We start from the raw sequence: 20396 nt of genomic DNA on the forward strand, positions 1-20396 counted from the left end.
CAAGGTCGCGCGGTATCCCATGAAGATGGGGTGGCGGGGCCAGCCATCCTCGGGCGTGATGGGCTGCGAGCGAAAGCGATCGGGTGATCGGCGCGGCGGTCGCCGGGGGGACGCATGGCGGAGGCACAGGCGATACCGGCCTTGACCGGGGCGGCGGCGGACAGCGCCCGCAGTGGCATCGCCCCGCTCGATGCGCTGCGGCAGGTGGTGGAACGCGTCGATCAGGAGTTCGTCACGGCGCTGAGCGTAGGGCCGCGGCTTCCCCATGAGCTGGCGGCCGTGATCGGTCGCACCGTCCCCGAGGCGGGGGTAACGCTGCCGCAGACGCTCGCGCTCTGCGCCGCTGTGGCGGTGGCCTATGTCGCGACCCGCTCGCTTCTGGCCGGCAAACGGCGCCTGGCCGGCCAGGCGCGCAGCGCATTGGCGGGCATGGCGGGGCTCGCCGGGCTTGAGGCGCTGGCGCTGCTGGCGGCGGCGCTGGTCGGGCGTGTCCTGCTGGTGCGTGGGCTTGGTGTCGCGCCGGGCCTCGAAATCCTGCCGCGCGAGGCGGTGATTGCGCTGATCCGCTGGCTGATGGCTCTGACCCTGGTGGTCACCCTGTTCCAGCCGCAGCTCAGGCGGTTCCGGCTAGCCGGGGTGGACGATGTCGGGGCGCGCAAGGCGGTCTGGCGCTTTGCCCCGCTGTTTGCGATCGCGCATCTGCACGCCGTCCTGCTTGCCGCGGCGCTGCGCGGCGGCCTGTCGCCGACCTCGGCCAAGCTGATGTCCTGCCTCGTCGCGCTCGGGCTGACTCTGGCGGCGATCCAGGTTTTCGCGTCGCTCGGGCGCCATGGCATGCGCATGGGTCCGCGCTTTCTGGCGATGGCGCTGTGCGTCCTGGCCTTCGTGTTCTGGGTCTGGGGCTGGATCGGCGAGACGTTCGCGCTCTATCACGGCGCTGTCGGCACGATCGTGGTGCTGCTGGTGGCGGTCGCGCTCGACCGGGCGGTGGCTGTCAGCATCCGCGACTCGCGCCAGCCGGCCGAGATGCGGCGGCTGTTTGTGCTGCGGGTCCTGATCGACAGTCTGGCGGCGGCGCTGATCTCGCGCATCGGCGTCGAATTCTGGCTGGTGGACGCCTTTGGCTGGCTGCCGGCGGCCAGCGGGCAGGCCTTCGGCTACCGGCTCACCTTCGCCTCCCTCGTCTTCGTGCTGGGCGCGGCCTGCGTGGCCCTGGTTCATGTCTGGACCGAGGCCGCGCTGACGCCGGGCGAAACCCCCGGGTCGCTGCAGGAACGGGATGCGCGGCTCGCCCGGCTCTCGACGGTGCTGCCGATCATCCGCGCGACCACGATCACGCTGATCATCGCGGTGTTCTCGCTGGTCGGGCTCTCGGCGCTCGGCGTCGACATCACGCCGCTGATGGCGGGCGCGGGCATCGTCGGTCTCGCCATCAGCTTCGGGTCGCAGGCGCTGGTGAAGGACGTTGTCTCGGGCGTGTTCCACATCGTCGATGACGTCTTCCGCATCGGGGAGTCGGTCGAGGTCGGGGCGCGGCGCGGGCTGGTGGAGCAGATCAACCTGCGCAGTGTCCGGCTGCGCGAGGAGGACGGCCGGCTCCACACGATTCCGCTCGGCGAACTCGGCGCGGTGACCAACCACAGCCGCAAGCTGATGCGGATGAGCGTGTCCGTTGCCCTCGACGCGACGCCCGACCGGGACGACATCGTGCTGTTCACCCGCCGCGCCGCCGCCGCGCTGCGCAGCGAGCCGCTGCTCCGGCAGGCGATCGTCGGCGACATCGCGGTGAAGCTGAATGAGCCGGAGGAGGAGATTCCCGGCTCGCTGGTGTTTGCGTTCAACATCGGCGCGGCCAGCGCCGATCGGGCCCAACCGCTCATCCGCCGGTTGATCGAGGAGGCGATCGACGATGGCGACGTCGCGGGAATGCTGCGCAGCGTCGCCATTGCAACCGATGATCTGTCGAGCGCCGCTCCGCCTCCCGCCAACGCAGCCGCCGCGACCGCCGGCCAAGCCTCCGCGACGACCGCGGACAGGGTGCCGGAGATGAGTCCGGCGCCGATCCCCAGGGTGATCCCATGAACATGGCATGGGCGCGGGGCGCAGTCGCGGCCATGGTCGAAAGGCTCGCCGGCCCTGTGATCGCAGGGCGCCATCCCAACCGAAAGGCCCGACCCATGAAGACGTCGTTCTTGCTCGCCTGTGCGCTGCTGCTCGCTGGCGCCTCCCTCGCCTCGGCGCAGTCGGGACCGACGCGCGCCGAACAGATGGCCTGCCGCTCGGATGCGCAGAAGCACTGCGCTTCCTTCATCGGCCAGCCGCAGCCGATGAACGCCTGCCTGCGCGACAACAAGGGCAAGCTCTCGGCCGATTGCCGCAAGGTCGTCGAGGCGCGCGGGGGCTGAGCGGCAGCCTCGCCGCCGCTGAAACTCCAAGAGAGGTCGTTTCGATGCGTTGTCCAACCGGCTGCAGGGCGCTACTCGCAGTGGGGCTCGTCGCCCTGGCTGCGGGCGGCTGCGCGGGCCCGAGCCGCGGGCTGCTGGTGCCCGTGGCGGAACCCGTCTTGGGCACGCCGACGCTTACGCTCCTGGCAGTGACCACGCGCGGGCCGGCTGCCGAGCCGCCGGGACATCTCTTCTCGGGCGAGCGCGGCGATGCCGTCCGCTACGCCAGCCTGACGCTGTCGCTGCCGCCGGGTCGCGAACCCGGCGCGGTGCCCACCGACGCCAAGCGGCCCGACCCCGCCAAACACATCGCGCTGGTCTCGGCGCGCGAACTCGACGCCTCGGGGTTTGCGGCCGCCACCAAGGCGGCAGGCGACGCCAAGCGCCGGGCGCTGGTCTTTACCCATGGCTACAACACGCAGTTCGACGAGGCGGTGATGCGTCTCGGCCAGATCGTCGATGACACCGGTTACCAGGGCCTGCCGATCCTGTTCAGCTGGCCGTCGCGGGGCGGGCTTGCCGATTACGGCTACGACAAGGACTCGGCCAATTTCAGCCGCGATGCACTGGCGGATCTGCTGGCGAGGCTCGCCCGCGACCCGAACATCGCAGGCGTCGACATCTTCGCCCATTCGATGGGCAACTGGCTGACGATGGAGACGCTGCGCCAGCTCGCCATCGCCAGGGACGACAGGACTCTGGCGCGGCTGGGGACGATCGTGCTGGCCGCGCCCGATGTCGACATGGACGTGTTCCGCACCCAGATCGCGCGGCTGCGACCGCTGACCTCGCGCATCGTGCTGTACGCCTCCAAGGACGATTACGCGCTGGGCCTGTCGCGCCGGCTGTTCGGCGGCAAGATCCGCGCCGGCGAAAACACCGATCTCGACCAGTTCCGCGGTCTCGGCATCGAAGCCCATGATCTGTCGGCGGTCGCGGGCGGCATCGGGCGCAACCACAACAAGGCGTTCGGGGACGGCTCGACGATCGCCGCCATCGGCCGGGCGATCTCCAGCGGGGCGCCCTCGCGCCAGGGCGGCCAGAGCCTGAGCGAGGGCATCGAGACGCTGGGGCGCTCGGTGACGCTCCTGGGCAGCGCGCTGGTTCCGGGCGGGGCGGCAGGAGGAGCGCCGTGATGGTACGGGGATGTTTCCGCGTCGGCCCGCGCGTCACGCCACTGGTGCTCGCTTTGGCTTTGCTCGGCTGCAACGAGAAGGCGACGCCGCCATCGCTTCAACCTGCGGAAGTCCGGGTCGCGCCACCGCTCGCCCGTCCGGTGACTCGCTATCTCGAGCTGACGGGCCAGACCGCGGCGGCCAAGCGGGTCGATCTCGTCGCCCGCGTCCAGGGCACGCTCACGCAGATCCGCTATCGCGATGGCGCATCGGTGAAGCAGGGCGACGTGCTCTTCGTCATCGAGCAGGACAATTATCGCCTCAGCCTGGAGCTGGCGGAAGCCGCCGAGACGCAGCAGAAGGCGCTGCTGATCCAGGCGGAGGCCGATCTCGCGCGCCAGAAGCAGCTCGCCAGCCGGCAGGCCGCGTCTGAAGCCGCGCTCGACAGCGCCCTGGGCAAGCGCGACGCGACCGCAGCCGTCCGTGAGCAGACCGCCGCGCAGGTGGCGCAGGCGCGCCTGAACTTCGCCTATACCGAGGTGAAGGCGCCCTTCGACGGCATCGTCTCGGCCCATCTCGTCGATCAGGGCGCGCTGGTGGGCGTCGGCGGGCCGACGCTGCTGGCCTCGATCGTCGCGAGCGACCCGATCAAGGTGCGGTTTTCGCTCGACGAGCAGACGGTTCTTCGCATCCGCGAGGCGATGCGCCAGCGCGGGCTGACGCTGGCGGGGCTCGACGCCTTCCCCGTCGAGATCGGCCTCGATACCGATGTCGGCTATCCGCATGTCGGCCAGCTCGACTATGTCGCCCCCGAACTCGACATGGCCAGCGGCACGCTGTCGGTGCGAGCGGCGGTGCCTAACCGGCAAGGAGTGCTGCTGCCGGGGCTGTTCGTGCGGGTCAGGCTGCCGCTGCAGAAGGACGTCCCCTCGCTGCTCGTGCCCGAGGCGGCGCTGGGTGCCAGCCAGACCGGCCGCTACCTTCTGGTCGTCGGCGCCGACGACGTCGTCGAGCAGCGGGCGGTCGAGACCGGGGAGACAAGCGAGGGCGGCTTGCGCGTCATCCGCACCGGCCTCAGCGCGGGCGACCGCGTCGTTGTCGGGCTGCTGCAGAACGCCATCCCCGGCAGCCGGGTGCGTCCTGTCGCCGATGTTGCCAGGGCCTGGCGTTGATGGCCCGCTTCTTCATCGAGCGGCCGGTTCTGGCCAATGTCATCGCCGTGCTGACGGTGATTCTCGGGCTGGTGGCGCTGCTGCGCCTGCCGGTCTCGCAGTATCCCAATGTCGTGCCGCCGACCGTGCAGGTCACGGCACGCTATCCCGGTGCGAGCGCGGCGGTTATCGCGCGCGAGGTTGCGTTGCCGCTTGAGCAGAAGGTCAACGGTGTCGAGGACATGATCTACATGTCCTCGACCAGCACGAGCGACGGCCTCTACACGCTGACTGTAACATTCCGGATCGGCACGGACGCCGACAAGGCGCAGATCCTGGTGCAGAACCGCGTCGCCGCCGCCCTGCCGCAATTGCCCTCGGTGGTGCAGACGCAAGGCGTGCAGACCAACAAGCGCTCGACCGCGATCCTGCAGATCGTCGCGCTGACCTCCGACCGGGCGGGGCATGACAGCCTGTTCCTGTCCAATTTCGCGACGCTGAACCTGCTCGACGAGATCGCGCGACTGCCGGGCGTCGGCGCCGTCAACGTCTTCGGCGCCGGGCAATATGCGATGCGGCTCTGGCTCGATCCGCAGAAGATGCAGATGCGCGGCTTGCTTCCGACCGACATCGTCAACGCGGTCAACCAGCAGAACCGCTCTGTCGCGTCGGGCCAGCTCGGCATGGCGCCCACAGCAGGCGACCAGGCGTTCCAGTACACGCTGCTGGCGCCGGGCCGGCTCGACGAGGTCGAGGCTTTCGAGGCCATCATCGTCAAGGCCGACGGCAACCGCATCACGCGCCTGCGCGACGTCGCCCGCGTCGAGCTCGGAGCGCAGGCCTATGGCCAGGATTTCCGGTTGAATGGCCAGCAGGCGGCGGGGCTTGCGATCTTCCAGCTGCCCGAGGCCAACGCGCTCGAGGTCGCCCGCGAGGTCGGGGCCAGGATGACCGCGCTGTCCACGCGCTTCCCGCCGGGCATGGGCTGGAGCGCGCCCTTCGACACCACCCGCTTCGTCGAGGCCTCGCTCGGGGCCGTCTACAAGACGTTGATCGAGGCGGCGGTTCTCGTGCTGCTGGTCATCCTGATCTTCCTGCAGGACTGGCGCGCCACGCTGGTGCCGGCGACCACCGTGCCGGTAACCATCATCGGCGCCTTCGCGGCGATGGCGGCACTGGGCTTCACCGTCAACATCTCGACGCTGCTGGCGGTCGTGCTCGCCATCGGAATCGTCGTCGATGACGCGATCGTCGTGGTCGAGGGCGCCACCCACCATATGGAGCGGGGCCTGAGCCCGCATGATGCCACCATACTGGCGATGGAGGAGCTGATCGGGCCCATCATGGGCATCACGCTCGTGCTGATGGCGGTGTTCCTGCCCGCGGCCTTCCTGCCTGGGCTGAGTGGAGAGATCTACCAGCAGTTTGCGCTCGTCATCGCCGCGACAGCCCTGATCAGCGCGGTCAACGCGGTCACGCTCAAGCCTGCGCAATGCGCGCTCTGGCTGCGGCGCCCGAAGCCGGTGGCGCAGCGCGCCTGGCCCTACCGGATGTTCGAGCGCGGCTATGGCGCCTGTGAGCGGGCCTATGTCGGGCTCGTCCGCCGGCTGGTCGCCAGAAGCGGGGTGGTCTTCGCCGTGACGCTGCTGCTCGTCGGCGGATCGGTGTTCGCGCTCAGCCGGATCCCGACCTCCTTCCTGCCGGTCGAGGACCAGGGCTACATGCTGGTCTCGGTGCAACTGCCCGACGGCGCCTCGCTGGCGCGCACGACGGCGGCGCTCGACGAGGTCACGAAGCGGGCCCGCGCCGTGCCGGGCGTCGACAAGGTCATCGCCATCGCGGGCCTGTCGGCGCTCAACGATAATGCCAGCCTCGCCAATGCCGGCGTCGCCTATGTGATGCTGACCGACTGGAAGCTGCGCAAGACGGGCGAGGACCTGCTCGGACTCTACGGCGCGCTCAATGCGGCCATGGCGGGTCTGGAGGACGGCGCCGCGCTGGTTCTGCCGCCGCCGCCGATCCAGGGCATCGGCAACGCCTCCGGGTTCACCATGAAGGTGGAACTGCGCGACGGCAGCTTCGACTACGCCAAGCTGCAGCGCCTGGCCGATGCGATCGCCGAGCGGGCCCGCGCGCAGAACCTGTTCCAGGCCGCGCGCAACACCTTCAGCGCCCAGGCGCCCCAGGTGGAGCTCGCGATCGACCGCACCAAGGCCGAGGCGCTGGGCGTCTCGTTCGGCACCGCCACCGATGCGCTGGGCGCCTATGTCGGTTCGGCCTATGTCGGCCAATTCGCCAAGGCGGGGCGGGTGTTCCAGGTCTATGTCCAGGCGCAGGCCGATGCGCGGATGGAGCCTGAGGGTCTGCGGACGCTCAAGCTGCGGTCCAAGACCGGCGAGATGGTGCCGCTCGGCGCCATCGCCGACATCAGGCCCGGCATCGGCCCCTCGCTGATCAGCTTCCACAATCTCTACCCGGCGGCGACGCTGATCGGCGCGCCCAACCGCGACGTCAGCTCGGGCGAGGGCCTCGCGGTGCTGGAGGGGATCGTCCGCAAGATCCTGCCGCCGGGCACGGGTTTCGAATGGTCGGCCCTGTCCTATCAGGAGAAGGAACTCGGCGGCCAAGTCTACATCGTCTACGCCTTGAGCCTGCTCCTGGTCCACCTCGTGCTGGCCGGCCAGTATGAGAGCTGGATTGCGCCGCTGGCGATCATCCTGTCGGTGCCGTTGGCGCTGCTGGGCACGGCTGGCGCGATGCTCGCGCTCGGGCTCTCCAGCAATCTCTACACCCAGATCGGGCTGGTGCTGCTGATCGCGCTCTCGGCCAAGAACGCGATCCTGATCGTCGGCTTCGCCCGTGACCTGCATCTCAGCCAGGCGATGCCGCTGGCGGAGGCGGCGATCGAGGCGGCACGGTTGCGGCTGCGGCCGATCGTGATGACCTCGCTCGCCTTCATCCTCGGGCTGGTGCCGCTGGTACTGGCGAGCGGCGCCGGCGCCAACGCGCAGAAATCGATCGGCTTCGCCACGCTCACCGGCATGATCGGCTCGACGCTGCTGACGGTCGCGGTGGTCCCCTCGCTCTTCGTCGTGCTGCAGCGGCTGGAGAACCATCGGCGGGCCGCTCCCGTTACCGCTGCGCGCGCCCATCACGGCGAGGTACGACCGACCTCTTGAACGATATAGACGATGCGGCCTGTTACCCCAGATCGACCAGGGTCTATCCGACAGTGTCGCCCTGTTGGTTCCTCGGGTATGATCGGTCTCATGGATTAGCGGTCGCAGAATTTAGAAAGCTATTTCAACTGTATATGTGTTCGCAGATTTGTCCGGTACGGCCCACCACCTCCTCTTCCGGCTCGGCATCGCACCGGTTCTGCGAGCCCCGGTCCGCTTAGCCGCCACCGGGTTGTTCGTCGCCCTCCGAAAATCGCCGGTACAGCGCATTGGCGCGGTTGAGATGGTCCGACATCGCCTGCGCCGCCGCGTCGGCTTGGCCGGCCGCGATCGCGTCGTAGATGCGCCGGTGCTCCTGCAAGGTCAGGCTTTCGGCGCCGGGCGCCCGCACCAGCGAGTGATAATAGGCGCCGAGCCAGGCCAGCATGCCCTCGACCGCCGCCGGGAAGACCGGATTGCCGCTCATCGCCGCGATCTGGCGATGGAAGGCGATGTCGCGCTGAAGGAAGTCGTCGAGGCTGGCCTGGCGATGCTCGTCGAGCCGCTGGCGCAGCAAGGCGAGGCCCTCCGCATCCGCCCGCTCCGCCGCCAGCCGGGCGACCCCGGCCTCGAGCAGGACACGAGCCTCCTTGAGATGGTCGAGCGTGCGCGGCTCGACGCTGAGGAGATAGCGCGCGGTGCCGGTCATCTGCTCGACCATCGCGTGGGCCGTCGGCAGCAGCACGCGCGCCCGCTCGCCATGGCTGATGCCGACGATGCCCGAGCGCTCCAGTTGCTGCAGGGCCTCGCGGATCGATGGCCGGCCGACGCCATAGGCCTCCATCAGCTCGCGTTCGGAGGGCAACTGCTCGCCAGGAGCGAATTCGCCCGCCTGGATGCGGGCCATCAGGCGGTCCAGAACCTCCTGGTGAAGCTTGCGGCGCGGGATCGGCTCTGTCGTCACGGTGTGCTCGTCCCGACCATCAGCGCGGCGCGATCGGGCCGCCCGCGCGGACGGCGCTGAAGTAGTCGCCGCCGCCGATCTGCCCGCCTTTCAAGGCAAGTTCAAGCCCGTCGCGGCTGATGTCGTCGGCATGGGCGCGGCACAGGGGCGAGCCCGGCGCGATCTCCGCGATGGCTGACAGCGCATCGACGCCGAGTGCCAGCGTGGCATGGCCGGAGGTGTCGCCGCCCGCGATCAGGGCGCGACCGAGGCCGGATGTATCGAGGATGGCGCCGAGGATCGTGCCGAGCCCGGCGCCGATGCGGTCATTGACCTCCGCCATCTCCGCGCCGGCGCTGCGGCAGGCCTCCGTGAGAGCCGGAACGGCGGGGTCATCAGGCCCATCGGCGGTGAAGACCAAAGGCGAGGCGCCCTGGCCGAGCGCAGCGAGGGCGGCGGTTGTCGCCCGCCCGCATTCGGCCTCCCATGTGGCGGGATCGACCGCACGGGCCGCGTCGAGCCTGATGGCTGCAAAACCGTGCTGTTGCGCGTGGGCGATCTGGCCGGCCGTGACGGGCGAGCAGGAGCCGGAGACGACCGCGATGCGCTCGACGGGCGCCACGCGCATGGCTGGTGGCGAGTGCGGGATCAGCCCGGCCGCGCGCCAATGCGCGACGAGGGCGTATTCGATGCCCTGCGAGCCGGCAACGAGGCGGCAGGCTTGCCGGTTCTGCCAGATCAGGGCGCCGGCGGCGGCAAGGCTTGCTTCATCGACGCCGTCGATCACGACGACGGGCGCATCCTCGCCCTGCAGGGCATCCAGCGCGGCTTGCGCCTTGCCCTGTTGGAGCGCGGGGAGGTCGATCAGCCCGATCCGCCGTGCAGTCTGGCGCGCGAGATGGCGGGCGAGATCGGCCTCGTCCATCGGTGTCACCGGATGGCGCGCCATGACCGGGTGCCGGTCGAGACGATGCCCCACCCCTGCGACCGCCGCGAACAGGTTGCCGAAGAGCTGGTAGCGGCCGATGGCGGGCGCTGCGACGACGAGCGGCACGAAGGCGGGTGCGAGCGTCGCGACGCCAAGATCGATCGCCCGGCCGATCGAGCCGATCCCGGGTGCGGAATCGAAGGTCGAGCAGACCTTGTAGTGGATCACGGGCGCGCCGATTCCGGCGAGCGCCGCGAAGATCGGCGGCAGGTACTCGTCCATCCAGGCCGGCGGCTTGGAGCGCGCGATGCCGGCGATGCCGATGCAGCGTCTATCGGCGAAGGCGGCCAGCCGCTCGGGCGAGGGCGACCTGAGGAACATCACCGAGTCGAGTCCGGCGAAGCTCATCACCTCCATCACGGCGGCCGAGCCGGTGAAGTCGTCGCCATAATAGGCGAGCAGCGGGCCGGGTGGCAGCGCTTCTGTCATGCGTAGTGGCCCAGCGCCGCGGCCAGCGCCGGGCTGGCGCGTGCCTTGTCCTCCAGCGTCACGCCCTCGACGGCGGCCGCCCATGCATCCCGCAGCGCTGCCACGCCCGCCGCCGGGCCGTCGGGATGCGCGAGTATGCCGCCGCCGGCCGCGAAGATCAGGTCGGTCGTGCGAAGCGCGCGAAAGGTGCCTTCCGCCTGCCGAATGGTCTGGCCCGACGAGAACACCGGCATGATCGCGTCCGCGCGGTCGGGGAAAAGCGGTGCGAGGCAGGCCTTCGCCGAGGCGATGACGCTCTCGTCCGGCTCGCTGAACTTGTTGGCGAGACCGTTGACATGCATGTGGTCGGCCCCCGCCAGCCGCCAGAGCTTGTGCCAGGCGGTGTAGTCCCAGCCCAGCGCTGGGCTGCGCGAGAGATAGCCCCAACCATTGCGGTGTGCGTGGATCGGCAGTTGCGAGAAGCGGCCGAGCTCGATCATGCCGACAAGGCCGACGGAGTTCAGGCTCGCCATGACGCAGGTTCCGCCCGCCTTCAGGACATGGTCGTGGCGACGCTTCATCTGGTCGAGATCGCCGGTCAGGTTGAAGGCGACCATCGTCTTGCGGCCGCTGCGGTCGGCCTGGGCCTCGACCACGCGCATCACCGCATCGACCCGCGCCTCGAACGGGCAGAGCGCGCCGTCCGACTGCAGCTCATCATCCTTGATGAAGTCGATGCCGGCTCGGCAGAGCGTGTCGACCAGCGCTGCCGTCTCCTCCGGGCCGAAGCCGACGCTCGGCTTGATGATGGTGCCGATCAGCGGGCCGCTGGCGACGCCGGCCAGACGGCGCGTGCCAGCAATGCCGAAGCGCGGGCCGGCATAGGCCTGTGCGAAGGCTTGGGGCATGCGGATGTCCAGGAGCTTCAGCCCGCTGACCTGCCGCAGTTCGAAGAGGTTTCCAGCGACCGTGGCGACGAGATTCGGCAGCGAGGCACCGATGGTCCCGATCGGCCAGGACAGGGTGACGCGGGCACGCCGATAGCCCTCCTTCGGGGCCGGCATATCAGGGGTCGCGCCGGGCAGGGCAGGGCTGTCCGCTGCGTCGAGCAATTCCAGCCGTTCGACGCGGGCGGCGGCGCGCGCCGTCAGCTCCGGCGTTTCGCCGGGCACGGCGATGAAGGTCCCGCTCGACTGCTCGCCGGCCATCGCCTCGGCGGTGCGGCGCGGGTCGCCGGGCGTCTCCAGCCAGTAATCCGCCTCGACGCGCTGACCCGTATCCACGGCCGCTCCTACTAAACTCATTAGGTCATCATACCAGATTGACAGCATGAAACGCCCATGAGATCAACTCATCATACCAGTTTGTCGCGATGGAGATGCAGCATGACGGTGGTCGCCCTGTTCGGTGCCGGCGGGAAGATGGGCATGCGGCTGGGCCGCAACCTTGCGAAGTCGCGCTTCACCACGCGCCATGTCGAGGTCAGCCCGGCGGGCCAGGAGCGGGTGCGCGAGGCCTTCGGCGTGGATTGCATCGCGGCCGATGCGGCGATCCAGGGCGCCGAGGTCGTCGTGCTGGCCGTGCCGGACACCCATGTCGGGGCGGTCGCGAAGACGCTGCTGCCGACGCTGGCCTCCGGTACCATCGTCGTCATCCTCGATGCAGCTGCGCCGCATGCGGGCCATCTGCCGGAGCGCGCCGACATCACCTATTTCGTGACGCATCCCTGCCATCCGCCGATCTTCAACGACGAGACCGATCTGGCCGCCAAGGCCGATCATTTCGGCGGCATCGCAGCCAAGCAGCACATCGTCAACGCACTGATGCAGGGGCCGGAAGAGCATTACGCGCTCGGCGAGGAGGTCGCGCGGGCGATCTGGGCGCCGGTGATGCGCTCGCATCGCGTCACGGTTGAGCAGATGGCGATCCTCGAGCCCGGCCTGTCGGAGACCGTCTGCGCCACGCTGCTCGACGCGATGCGCGAGGCGATGGAGGAGGCGATCGCGCGCGGCGTGCCGCGCGAGGCGGCCCGCGACTTCCTGCTCGGCCATATGAACATCCTCGCCGCCGTCACCTTCGAGCAGGTCCAGGGCGTGTTCTCGGACGCCTGCAACAAGGCCATCGTCTTCGGCAAGGACACGATCCTGAAGCCGGACTGGAAGCGGCTGTTCGAGCCCGACGAAATCGCCGCCAGCGTGCGCCGCATCACCTGAACGAAATCCGCCTCCCGCCCCTTGACCTTCCCATGGTGGGAAGCCCCATCTTGCTGTCCTGTCTGGAATGCAGGGCTTGAGGCAAGATGAGCATCACCGAAGCGAGGACGCCGGCGCGGACGGCCCGGATCGTGATTCCGGTCGACGGAATGAGCTGCGCGTCCTGCGTCGGGCGGGTGGAGAAGGCGGTTCTGGCGGTGCCCGGCGTCGAGGCCGCCTCCGTCAATCTCGCGACCAGTCGCGCCAGCGTCGATCTCGGCGAGGGCGGGGCGGCGGAAGCTGTACTCGAAGCGATCCGCAAAGCGGGCTACGAGCCGCGCGAGGATGCCATCGACCTCGCGGTCGAGGGCATGAGCTGCGCTTCCTGCGTCGGCCGGGTCGAGCGGGCGCTGAAGGCGGTGCCGGGTGTTCTCGATGGCACGGTCAATCTCGCCACCGGCCGGGCCCATGCGCGCTATCTCGGCGGGCCGCAGACGCTTGCCGCGATGACGGCAGCGCTGGCGCAGACCGGCTATCCCGCCGCGCCGATCGTCGATGCCGCCGCCCAGACCGACCGCGACCGCGAAGCGCGCGAGGCCGAGCTGTCGGGCTTGCGGCGTTCGTTGATCATCGCCGCTGTCGCGACGCTTCCCATCGTCGTGGTCGAGATGGGCGGGCATCTGTTCGATGGGCTGCATCATTTGCTCGCCACCTCGGTCGGCGAGGACACTGTCCGCTACCTGTCGTTCGTGCTGGCGAGCCTCGTGCAGTTCGGGCCGGGGCTGCAATTCTACCGTAAGGGCGGGCCGGCGCTGCTGCGTGGCGCGCCGGACATGAACTCGCTGGTCATGCTGGGGACGACGACGGCCTATCTCTATTCGGTCGTCTCGACTGTCCTGCCGTCGCTGTTGCCGGCGGGGCTGGACTACACCTATTTCGAGGCCGGCGCGGTGATCGTCACGCTGGTCCTGTTCGGGCGCTATGCCGAGGCGCGGGCCAAGGGCCGGACCGGCGATGCGATCCGGCAGCTGCTGACGCTGCAGGCCAGGACCGCCCGGATCCAGCGCGACGAGCGCGAGCAGGATGTTCCCGTCGAGGAGGTCAGGCCCGGCGACATCGTCGTGGTCAGGCCGGGCGAGCGGCTGCCGGTCGATGGCGAGGTGGTCGCGGGTTCGTCCTTCATCGATGAATCGATGATCACCGGCGAGCCGATCCCCGTCCAGAAGGGGGCGGGCGACGCGGTCGTGGGCGGCACCGTCAACAAGACCGGCGCGTTCCGCTTCCGCGCGACCAAGGTCGGCGCCGATACATTGCTGGCGCAGATCGTGCGGACAATGGAGGCGGCGCAGGGCTCGAAGCTGCCGATCCAGGCCCTCGTCGATAAGGTGACGATGTGGTTCGTGCCCGCCGTGATCGCGGCGGCTCTCGTCACCTTCATCGTCTGGATGGTGTTCGGACCGAGCCCGGCGCTGTCGCTGGCCATCGTCAATGCGGTCGCGGTACTGATCATCGCCTGTCCCTGCGCGATGGGGCTGGCGACGCCGACCTCGATCATGGTCGGCACGGCTAAGGCCGCGCAGATGGGCGTGCTGTTCCGGCGCGGCGAGGCGCTGCAGATGCTGCGCGATGTCAGCGTGATCGCGCTCGACAAGACCGGGACGATCACCGAGGGCCGGCCGGAACTGACCGACATCGCCGTGGCCGACGGCTTTGCCGAGGATGAGGTGCTGCGCCTCGTCGCGGCGGTGGAGACGCGTTCAGAGCATCCGATCGCGGAGGCGATCGTCACGGAGGTACGGCGGCGCGGCCTTGTCATCGCGGAACCGGAAGCCTTCGTGGCCGAGCCCGGCTTTGGCGTCTCCGCCACAGTCGAGGGTCGCGCGCTGCTCGTGGGTGCCGACAGGCTGTTGATTGCGCGGGGCATCGATGTCTCGCCCTTCGCGGAGGTTGCCGCGCGGCTAGGCGGGCAGGGCCGTTCGCCGCTCTATGCCGCGGTGGACGGCAGGCTTGCGGCGGTTCTGGCCGTGGCGGACCCGCTCAAGGCGACGAGTCTCGAAGCGCTGGAGGCGCTGCGCGCGCTTGGAGTCCGGATCGTGATGATCACCGGTGACAACCGCCGCACGGCTGAGGCCATCGCGCGCGACCTACCGATCGACGAGGTCGTCGCCGAGGTCCTGCCGGCCGGCAAGGTCGAGGTGATCAAGCGCCTGCAGGCGGGCGGCGCCAGGGTCGCCTTCGTCGGCGACGGCATCAACGATGCGCCGGCGCTGGCGCAGGCCGATGTCGGGCTTGCCATCGGCACTGGCACGGACATCGCCATCGAGAGCGCCGATGTCGTGCTGATGTCGGGCGATCTGCGCAATGTGGCCAATGCGGTCGCCCTGTCGCGGGCGACGATCCGCAACATCACGGAAAACCTGTTCTGGGCCTTCGGCTACAATGCCGTGCTGATCCCGGTCGCGGCGGGCGTGCTCTATCCGGCCTTCGGCATCCTGATGTCGCCGATGTTTGCCGGCCTCGCCATGGCGCTGTCGAGCGTCAGCGTCGTGACCAACGCGCTGCGTCTGAAGCGCTTCCGCCCGCCACTGGCGGCTCATGCCAGCCGGGAGCAGCGCATGCGCCCCGTGCCGGCGCAGTAGCGGCCCGGACACTGCGCCACACGGCGCTGCGCATGGGACGGGTTGACTTCCGCCGCCCGCTGGGGAATTTCGGGGGTGCGCGGGTGTAGCTCAATGGTAGAGCAGCAGCCTTCCAAGCTGAATACCCGGGTTCGATTCCCGGTACCCGCTCCAACTCCCTTTCCGCCCCATCGCAGATGCTTTCGGCAGGTCGCTCGGGCGATGGCCCGTGGCGCCGGCATCGCGCGCGTCGAATCCGGCACGCCGTCACGGCGTCGTCATATATCGCCCGCCCTTCGTAACCTTCCGTTCTTTCTGTTTCGCATTGTTGCGCGAGCACCATTGTCGGAATTGGCCGAATCCCGGCATGGTGCCGATCTGCATTGGCCTATGCCTAAGGAGACGACTGATGGATGCGCGCGTGGGCGGACGTGATGCAGGCATGAGATATATCGGCAAGACAGCGCTGCTCGCGGGCGTCAGCGGCGCTGCGCTGGCCATCGCCTGCCTGATGCCGGCGCCGGCCTTGGCCGCGACCTATTACGTCAGCAATGACGGCCAGCTGCGCTCTGCCATCACTGCGGCGAACGGCGACGGCGATCCGAGCTCGACGATCGTCATGACCGCTGATTTCACTACGGCTATCGGCAATTTACCAACTGCGACGAAGCCCATCACAATCGACAGCCAAGGGTTCACTCTCTTCGGCACCCCCAACAGCGGTACCTCAATCAGTGGAGTCGGTGCCGTCAGAACGTTGGTAGGCACGTTCCAGGGCACCGACGGCGGAACTTCGGCAGCGGCTCTTGCCATTCGCGCCGGGGCGTCGGTAACGAATATGGGGCTCGTCCAAGGTGGAACCACCATTTTGGGGACCGGGGCCCCCGGCGTCGATTTTGGCGGTCCTGGAGCCACTGCGACGCTGACGAACCATGGTGTTATTCGCGGCGGGACAGGAACAACTGGCGGCCGTGGCATATCCGCGCGCAATGGCGCCGGCCAGATCATCAACACCGGCACGATTGAGGGCGGCACAGGCAACTTCGCGATAGGCGCCACCTCCGCCACTTTGGCACTCAATATCATCAACAGCGGCACGATTCGGGCCGGCGCCGGCAGCGATGCGATCGGCTGGATCGCCGGCGTCACTCCGACGACAGGCTCGCTCACGCTGGAGCTGCAGGCTGGCTCGGTCATCGAAGGTAATGTCGTCGCGAACGGCGCCGGCGCGAACGACGTCCTGCGCCTCGCCGGCTCAACCAACTGGACGCTCGATGGCGGCCTCGGCAGTGCGAGCCAGTATCGCAACTTCGACAGTCTGGAGAAGACCGGCACCAGCACCTGGACCCTGACCGGCAGCGGCGATTTCGCCGGCCCGACCGATGTTGCCGGCGGCACGCTGGTGGTGAACGGCTCGCTTGCCGGTTCGGCGGTGACGGTGCAGTCCGGCGCGACGCTCGGCGGCAGCGGCACAGTGGGCGCGACCTCGCTGCTCGCGGGAAGCCGGATCACGCCGGGCAACTCGATCGGCACGCTCACCGTCAACGGCGCCTATGCGCAGGCGGCGGGCTCGACCTATCAGGTCGAGCTCGATCCGGCGACGACGACCTCCGACCTGATCCGGGTCAACGGCACGGCGACGCTGGCGAGCGGCGCCGCGATCTCCGTCGTGAATTACACAGGCGCGACCTATGTCGCCGGCCAGCGCTTCACCATCCTGAGCTCGACCGGGCTGACCGGCAATTACGGCTTCGGCGAGCAGGTGATGACGCCCTTCCTGAGCCTGCGCGACGCCTATGACGTCAACAACGCCTATCTGACGGTGATCCAGACAAGGACCGTGGGCGAGGTCGGCACGACGCCGAACCAGATCGAGGTCGGCAACAGCGTCGACAGCCTGCCGGCCAACAATCCGGTCCAGTCGGGCCTGCTGAACCAGACGAGCATCGATGCCGCGCGCAATGCGCTCGACCAGATCTCCGGCGAGATCCACGCCTCGGCCAAGACGGCGCTGATCGACGAGAGCTGGTTGCTGCGGGCCGCCGTCAATGACCGGCTGCGCGCGGCCTTCGGCGGCGTCGGCGCGCAGCCGATGGCGACACTGAACTACGGCTTCACCGCCGACCTCGCCCCGAGCGTCAAGGGGCCGATGCCGACGCTGAAATCCGACCGCTTCGCGGTCTGGGGCCAGGGCTACGGCTATTGGGGCAGGACCGACAGCGACGGCAACGCCAGCAAGCTGACGCGCTCCAGCGGCGGCGTCCTGCTCGGCGCCGATGCGGCGGTGTTCGACACGATGCGCTTCGGCGTGCTCGCCGGCTACAGCCGCAGCGAGTTCGACGTCACGGGGCGGCTCTCCTCGGGCGAGAGCGACAACTACCATCTCGGCCTCTATGGCGGCGGGCAATGGGGGGCGCTCAGCCTGCGCAGCGGCGCGAGCTACACCTGGCACGCCATCGAGACGCGCCGGGCCGTCACCTCCGCCTTCATCGGCAGCAATCCGCGCGCCGATTACGACGCCGCGACCGCGCAGGTCTTCGGCGAAGTCGGCTACCGCATCGCGCTCGGACGGGTAGCCTTCGAGCCCTTCGCCGGTCTCGCCTATGTCAACCTGCGCACGGACGGCTTCAGCGAGACCGGCGGAGCAACCGCGCTGGCCAGCCAGGGCGACGACACCAGCCTGGGCTACTCGACGCTGGGGCTGCGCGCCTCGACCAGCCTCAGTCTTAACGGCGCGGACCTGACCTTGCGCGGCGGGCTGGCCTGGCGCCACGCCTTCGGCGATGTCGACCCGACCAAGACGCTCGCCTTCGCCGGCAGCCGGACGTTCACGGTCGCGGGCCTTCCGATCGCGCGGGACGCCGCCGTCGTCGAGGCCGGGCTCGACCTCGCCATCGGCCAGAGCGCCTCGCTGGGCGTGGCCTATACCGGGCAGCTCGCCGAGGACACCCAGGACCACGCCTTCAAGGGCGTGCTCGCGGTCAGGTTCTGAGGACATCTCCCTAACAGTCCGGCGCGGTCTTGCCGCCCCCAGGCGCGGTGATAGGCTGTGCGCCGGCAGCAGGGAGGGCGGCATGCGGATGGTCCGGGCGATCACGATCCTGTCTCTGATCGTCCTGTCCGGCGCGGGCGAGGCGCGCGAACTCGCGGGACGCTTCGGCTATCTCGGCGAATGGGATGTCACGGCGACGCTGACCGAAGAGAAGGCGGCTGTCAGCTCCACTCCCGCTTTGGCCGGATCGCTGCTGATGAAGCATAATGCGGTGTGCGGGCCGGGTGAGACGCCCGAGAAGTCCGGCCATATCCGGATGAGCGTGCGGGGCATGCGCTACTCCGCGCAGATGACGCTGGCCGGCTCCTCATGCGCCTTCTCTGGCACGCTCTCGGAGACCGCGCATATCTTCGTGACCTGCGGCGGCGAGGGCCAGATCCCGCTGCGGCTCTGGTTCAAGTAGGACCGGCCGGAAGCCGCGGTGCGCGCTGCTTTACGGCTCGCGCACGACCCTGAAGCCGTTGGTGTAGAAGCGCACATCCGCCTCGTATTTGAAGCGGGCGGCCGAGCGCAGATAGCGCGGGTCATTGTTGAAGGAGCCGCCGCGCAGCACACGCTCGCGGCAGCCCGGTGCGGTGAAGGCGCTGCCGTCGCGCGGCGTGGTGCGGTAGCTGTCGCTCCAGCAATCGGCGACCCATTCGGCAGCATTGCCGGCCATGTCGAAAAGGCCAAAGCCATTGGCGGGGTATTGCCCGACCTCGATCGCCTGCCGGCGTGTCGGATCGTTGCAGCCAACGCAGTTGGCGCGCTCCTTCACCATGGTGGCGCCCCAGGGATAGATCGTCGCCGCGCCGCCGCGCGCCGCATATTCCCATTCGGCTTCGCTCGGCAGCCGGTATTTACGGCCGGTCCTGGTCGAGAGCCAGGCGAGATAGGCGTTGGCGTCGTTCCAGTGGACATCGGTGACCGGTCGCTTGCCGCGGCCGAGATTGCGGTCGTTGGGGCGATGCGTGCAGCCGCCCTGATCGACGCAGGCGTCCCATTCCTCGAAGGTGACCTCGCGCAGGCCGATATAGAAGCCGCTGCGGATCGTGACGCCGTGGACCGGCTTCTCGAATTCGTAGAGTTCGTTGGCGCCCATCTCGAAGCTGCCCGGCGGGATCAGGGCCAGTTCCGGGCAATTCTCGCAATCGCGCGTCGTGCGGGCGGTGGACGCGGCAGGAACGGGTGCCGCCACAGGAGGGGCAGGGGCGGGGAGCGGCGGCGTCGCGGCCGGCGGTCGCGCGGATGCGACGGTGCCGGCCGGGGCGGGCGGTTGTGGCGGCTGGCGCGGCGGTGCCGCAGCCGGCGGAACGGCAGCCGTGACGGCGGGCGGGCGCGGTGCGTATTGCTGCTCGCGCGTGCGCGCCAGCGGCGCGAAGAGCCCGTTCGGATAGGCGTTGAGATAGGCGCGATACTCGGCCGGGTTCTCGCTCGCGCGGATCGATTCCCAGAAGGCCAGTTCATAGGCGTCCTGCCGGGCCGCAGGCGATTCCATCGGCGGCAGCGGGATCACCGCGCGGCTGGTCTGCGCGACCTGGGTCGGCCGCGCCATCGGCGTGACAACCAGGCCGGCGGGCGGCTCCGACGACGTCCAGATCTGCTGGCTGCGCCGCGTCAGACGGGCCACCGCCTCGCGGGTTCGGGCGAGCGCGGCGGTCATGTCGAGCCCCGGCGTCCTGATCGCCTTCAGCCACTCGTCGATCGCCGGATTGCTGCGCGCGCCGGTGTCGGCGACCGTGCGGCCGGGCGCGGCGGTGAACATCACGCTGATGGTTTCCATGCGCTCGATCGGCAGCAGGCCCTTGGCGTTGGCGTTCCCGGCCAGCTCGGCCTGCCAGGGGTTGTCGCGGCTGGCATCGAGCACGACGAGCGCGCTGGCCGGCCTGGCTACGATCAGCGCGTCGAGCAGCATGTCCAGATCGATAGCCGCCTGGGCGACCTCGGGGGCGGTCCGCACCCGAGCATCGACGGGCACGAGGAAGTTGCGGTTGCGCAGCTGAACGGCGTGGCCGGAATAGAACACCACCGCCTGGACGCCGTGCCTGAGCTTGCTGGCGAAGGTCGCGATCGCGTCCTGCAGGGCCGGGCCGCTCGCCTCCTCGGCGGTGACGACGTCGAAGGCGCCCTCGCGCAGCGCAATCGCCACGGCGCGCGCGTCCGAGGCGGCATCACTGACCGGAGCCAGCGGATAGGCGGAGTTGCCGATAACGAGCGCGACCCGGCCGGCATTCGCGTCAGCGACCTGGGCAAGGCCCGGCGTCGCCAGTAGCGAGGTGGCCAGCATGGCGCACAGGACGAACGGCAGGCAGCGCAACCAGGACATCGTGTTCTTCATTCCAACCGGA

At 69.3% G+C, this 20396-nt stretch carries 13 protein-coding genes and 1 tRNA gene; 10 read left to right on the forward strand and 4 right to left on the reverse strand.

All coding sequences use genetic code 11. From position 1 onward, the window contains the following. Window positions 1–114: 114 nt before the first annotated feature. The 5 genes from AC1DYU_RS02395 (at window position 115) to AC1DYU_RS02415 (ending at window position 7889) form a co-directional block, all read left to right on the forward strand. Window positions 115–2082, forward strand: a complete 1968-nt coding sequence (locus tag AC1DYU_RS02395) for a mechanosensitive ion channel family protein (RefSeq protein WP_476790243.1) — start codon at window positions 115–117, stop codon at window positions 2080–2082. Between the two features lie 95 nt (window positions 2083–2177). Then, window positions 2178–2405: a hypothetical protein gene (locus AC1DYU_RS02400; RefSeq protein WP_476790244.1), complete on the forward strand. Its 228-nt coding sequence runs from the start codon at window positions 2178–2180 to the stop codon at window positions 2403–2405. A 44-nt stretch (window positions 2406–2449) separates the two neighbouring features. Then, a complete protein-coding gene (locus tag AC1DYU_RS02405; protein ID WP_476790245.1) occupies window positions 2450–3580 on the forward strand; it encodes an alpha/beta hydrolase in 1131 nt (376 codons plus the stop codon). Continuing rightward, a complete protein-coding gene (locus tag AC1DYU_RS02410) occupies window positions 3580–4731 on the forward strand; it encodes an efflux RND transporter periplasmic adaptor subunit (RefSeq protein ID WP_476790246.1) in 1152 nt (383 codons plus the stop codon). The genes AC1DYU_RS02405 and AC1DYU_RS02410 overlap by 1 nt, the downstream gene beginning before the upstream one ends. Further along, complete coding sequence (locus AC1DYU_RS02415) at window positions 4728–7889, forward strand: efflux RND transporter permease subunit (RefSeq protein ID WP_476790247.1); 3162 nt, start codon at window positions 4728–4730, stop codon at window positions 7887–7889. Before AC1DYU_RS02410 ends, AC1DYU_RS02415 begins: the two co-directional genes overlap by 4 nt. A gap of 217 nt (window positions 7890–8106) precedes the next feature. Here the strand turns inward: AC1DYU_RS02415 and nanR are convergent, their stop codons facing one another. The 3 genes from nanR to AC1DYU_RS02430 are packed head-to-tail and all read right to left on the reverse strand — an operon-like array spanning window position 8107 to window position 11511. Continuing rightward, window positions 8107–8832, reverse strand: coding sequence for a transcriptional regulator NanR (gene nanR, locus AC1DYU_RS02420; protein ID WP_476790248.1), 726 nt, complete (start codon window positions 8830–8832; stop codon window positions 8107–8109). Between the two features lie 19 nt (window positions 8833–8851). Beyond that, window positions 8852–10228 (reverse strand): four-carbon acid sugar kinase family protein, encoded by a 1377-nt coding sequence (locus tag AC1DYU_RS02425; RefSeq protein ID WP_476790249.1) that lies wholly within the window; start codon window positions 10226–10228, stop codon window positions 8852–8854. Further along, on the reverse strand, window positions 10225–11511 hold the full coding sequence (locus tag AC1DYU_RS02430; RefSeq protein ID WP_476790250.1) for a ribulose-bisphosphate carboxylase large subunit family protein: 1287 nt from the start codon (window positions 11509–11511) through the stop codon (window positions 10225–10227). The genes AC1DYU_RS02425 and AC1DYU_RS02430 overlap by 4 nt, the downstream gene beginning before the upstream one ends. 81 nt (window positions 11512–11592) lie before the next feature. Here AC1DYU_RS02430 and AC1DYU_RS02435 point away from each other — a divergent pair, with 81 nt between their 5' ends. The 5 genes from AC1DYU_RS02435 (at window position 11593) to AC1DYU_RS02455 (ending at window position 18472) form a co-directional block, all read left to right on the forward strand. Then, the gene (locus AC1DYU_RS02435) at window positions 11593–12420 is read left to right on the forward strand and encodes a phosphogluconate dehydrogenase C-terminal domain-containing protein (protein WP_476790251.1); all 828 of its coding nucleotides are present in this window, start codon (window positions 11593–11595) and stop codon (window positions 12418–12420) included. 86 nt (window positions 12421–12506) lie between these two features. After that, the gene (locus AC1DYU_RS02440) at window positions 12507–15038 is read left to right on the forward strand and encodes a heavy metal translocating P-type ATPase (protein WP_476790252.1); all 2532 of its coding nucleotides are present in this window, start codon (window positions 12507–12509) and stop codon (window positions 15036–15038) included. Window positions 15039–15117: 79 nt separating this feature from the next. Beyond that, window positions 15118–15191 (forward strand) — tRNA-Gly (locus AC1DYU_RS02445). 268 nt (window positions 15192–15459) lie between these two features. After that, window positions 15460–18009 (forward strand): autotransporter outer membrane beta-barrel domain-containing protein, encoded by a 2550-nt coding sequence (locus tag AC1DYU_RS02450; RefSeq protein ID WP_476790253.1) that lies wholly within the window; start codon window positions 15460–15462, stop codon window positions 18007–18009. 82 nt (window positions 18010–18091) lie between these two features. Next, window positions 18092–18472: a hypothetical protein gene (locus tag AC1DYU_RS02455; protein ID WP_158486000.1), complete on the forward strand. Its 381-nt coding sequence runs from the start codon at window positions 18092–18094 to the stop codon at window positions 18470–18472. A 30-nt stretch (window positions 18473–18502) separates the two neighbouring features. On the opposite strand, the gene AC1DYU_RS02460 is transcribed toward AC1DYU_RS02455, so the two are convergent. Next, window positions 18503–20386: an SUMF1/EgtB/PvdO family nonheme iron enzyme gene (locus AC1DYU_RS02460; RefSeq protein ID WP_476790254.1), complete on the reverse strand. Its 1884-nt coding sequence runs from the start codon at window positions 20384–20386 to the stop codon at window positions 18503–18505. Window positions 20387–20396: the final 10 nt, after the last annotated feature.

The organism is Allobosea sp. P2_B12, assembly GCF_056404835.1.

Excerpts from the sequence above, each read along its gene's own strand:
- AC1DYU_RS02395 (WP_476790243.1), top strand. The coding sequence starts at position 115 with ATGGCGGAGGCACAGGCGATACCGGCCTTGACCGGGGCGGCGGCGGAC.
- AC1DYU_RS02400 (WP_476790244.1), top strand. The coding sequence starts at position 2,178 with ATGAAGACGTCGTTCTTGCTCGCCTGTGCGCTGCTGCTCGCTGGCGCC.
- AC1DYU_RS02405 (WP_476790245.1), top strand. The coding sequence starts at position 2,450 with ATGCGTTGTCCAACCGGCTGCAGGGCGCTACTCGCAGTGGGGCTCGTC.
- AC1DYU_RS02410 (WP_476790246.1), top strand. The coding sequence starts at position 3,580 with ATGGTACGGGGATGTTTCCGCGTCGGCCCGCGCGTCACGCCACTGGTG.
- AC1DYU_RS02425 (WP_476790249.1), bottom strand. The coding sequence starts at position 10,228 with ATGACAGAAGCGCTGCCACCCGGCCCGCTGCTCGCCTATTATGGCGAC.
- AC1DYU_RS02430 (WP_476790250.1), bottom strand. The coding sequence starts at position 11,511 with ATGAGTTTAGTAGGAGCGGCCGTGGATACGGGTCAGCGCGTCGAGGCG.
- AC1DYU_RS02435 (WP_476790251.1), top strand. The coding sequence starts at position 11,593 with ATGACGGTGGTCGCCCTGTTCGGTGCCGGCGGGAAGATGGGCATGCGG.
- AC1DYU_RS02440 (WP_476790252.1), top strand. The coding sequence starts at position 12,507 with ATGAGCATCACCGAAGCGAGGACGCCGGCGCGGACGGCCCGGATCGTG.
- AC1DYU_RS02450 (WP_476790253.1), top strand. The coding sequence starts at position 15,460 with ATGAGATATATCGGCAAGACAGCGCTGCTCGCGGGCGTCAGCGGCGCT.
- AC1DYU_RS02455 (WP_158486000.1), top strand. The coding sequence starts at position 18,092 with ATGCGGATGGTCCGGGCGATCACGATCCTGTCTCTGATCGTCCTGTCC.
- AC1DYU_RS02460 (WP_476790254.1), bottom strand. The coding sequence starts at position 20,386 with ATGAAGAACACGATGTCCTGGTTGCGCTGCCTGCCGTTCGTCCTGTGC.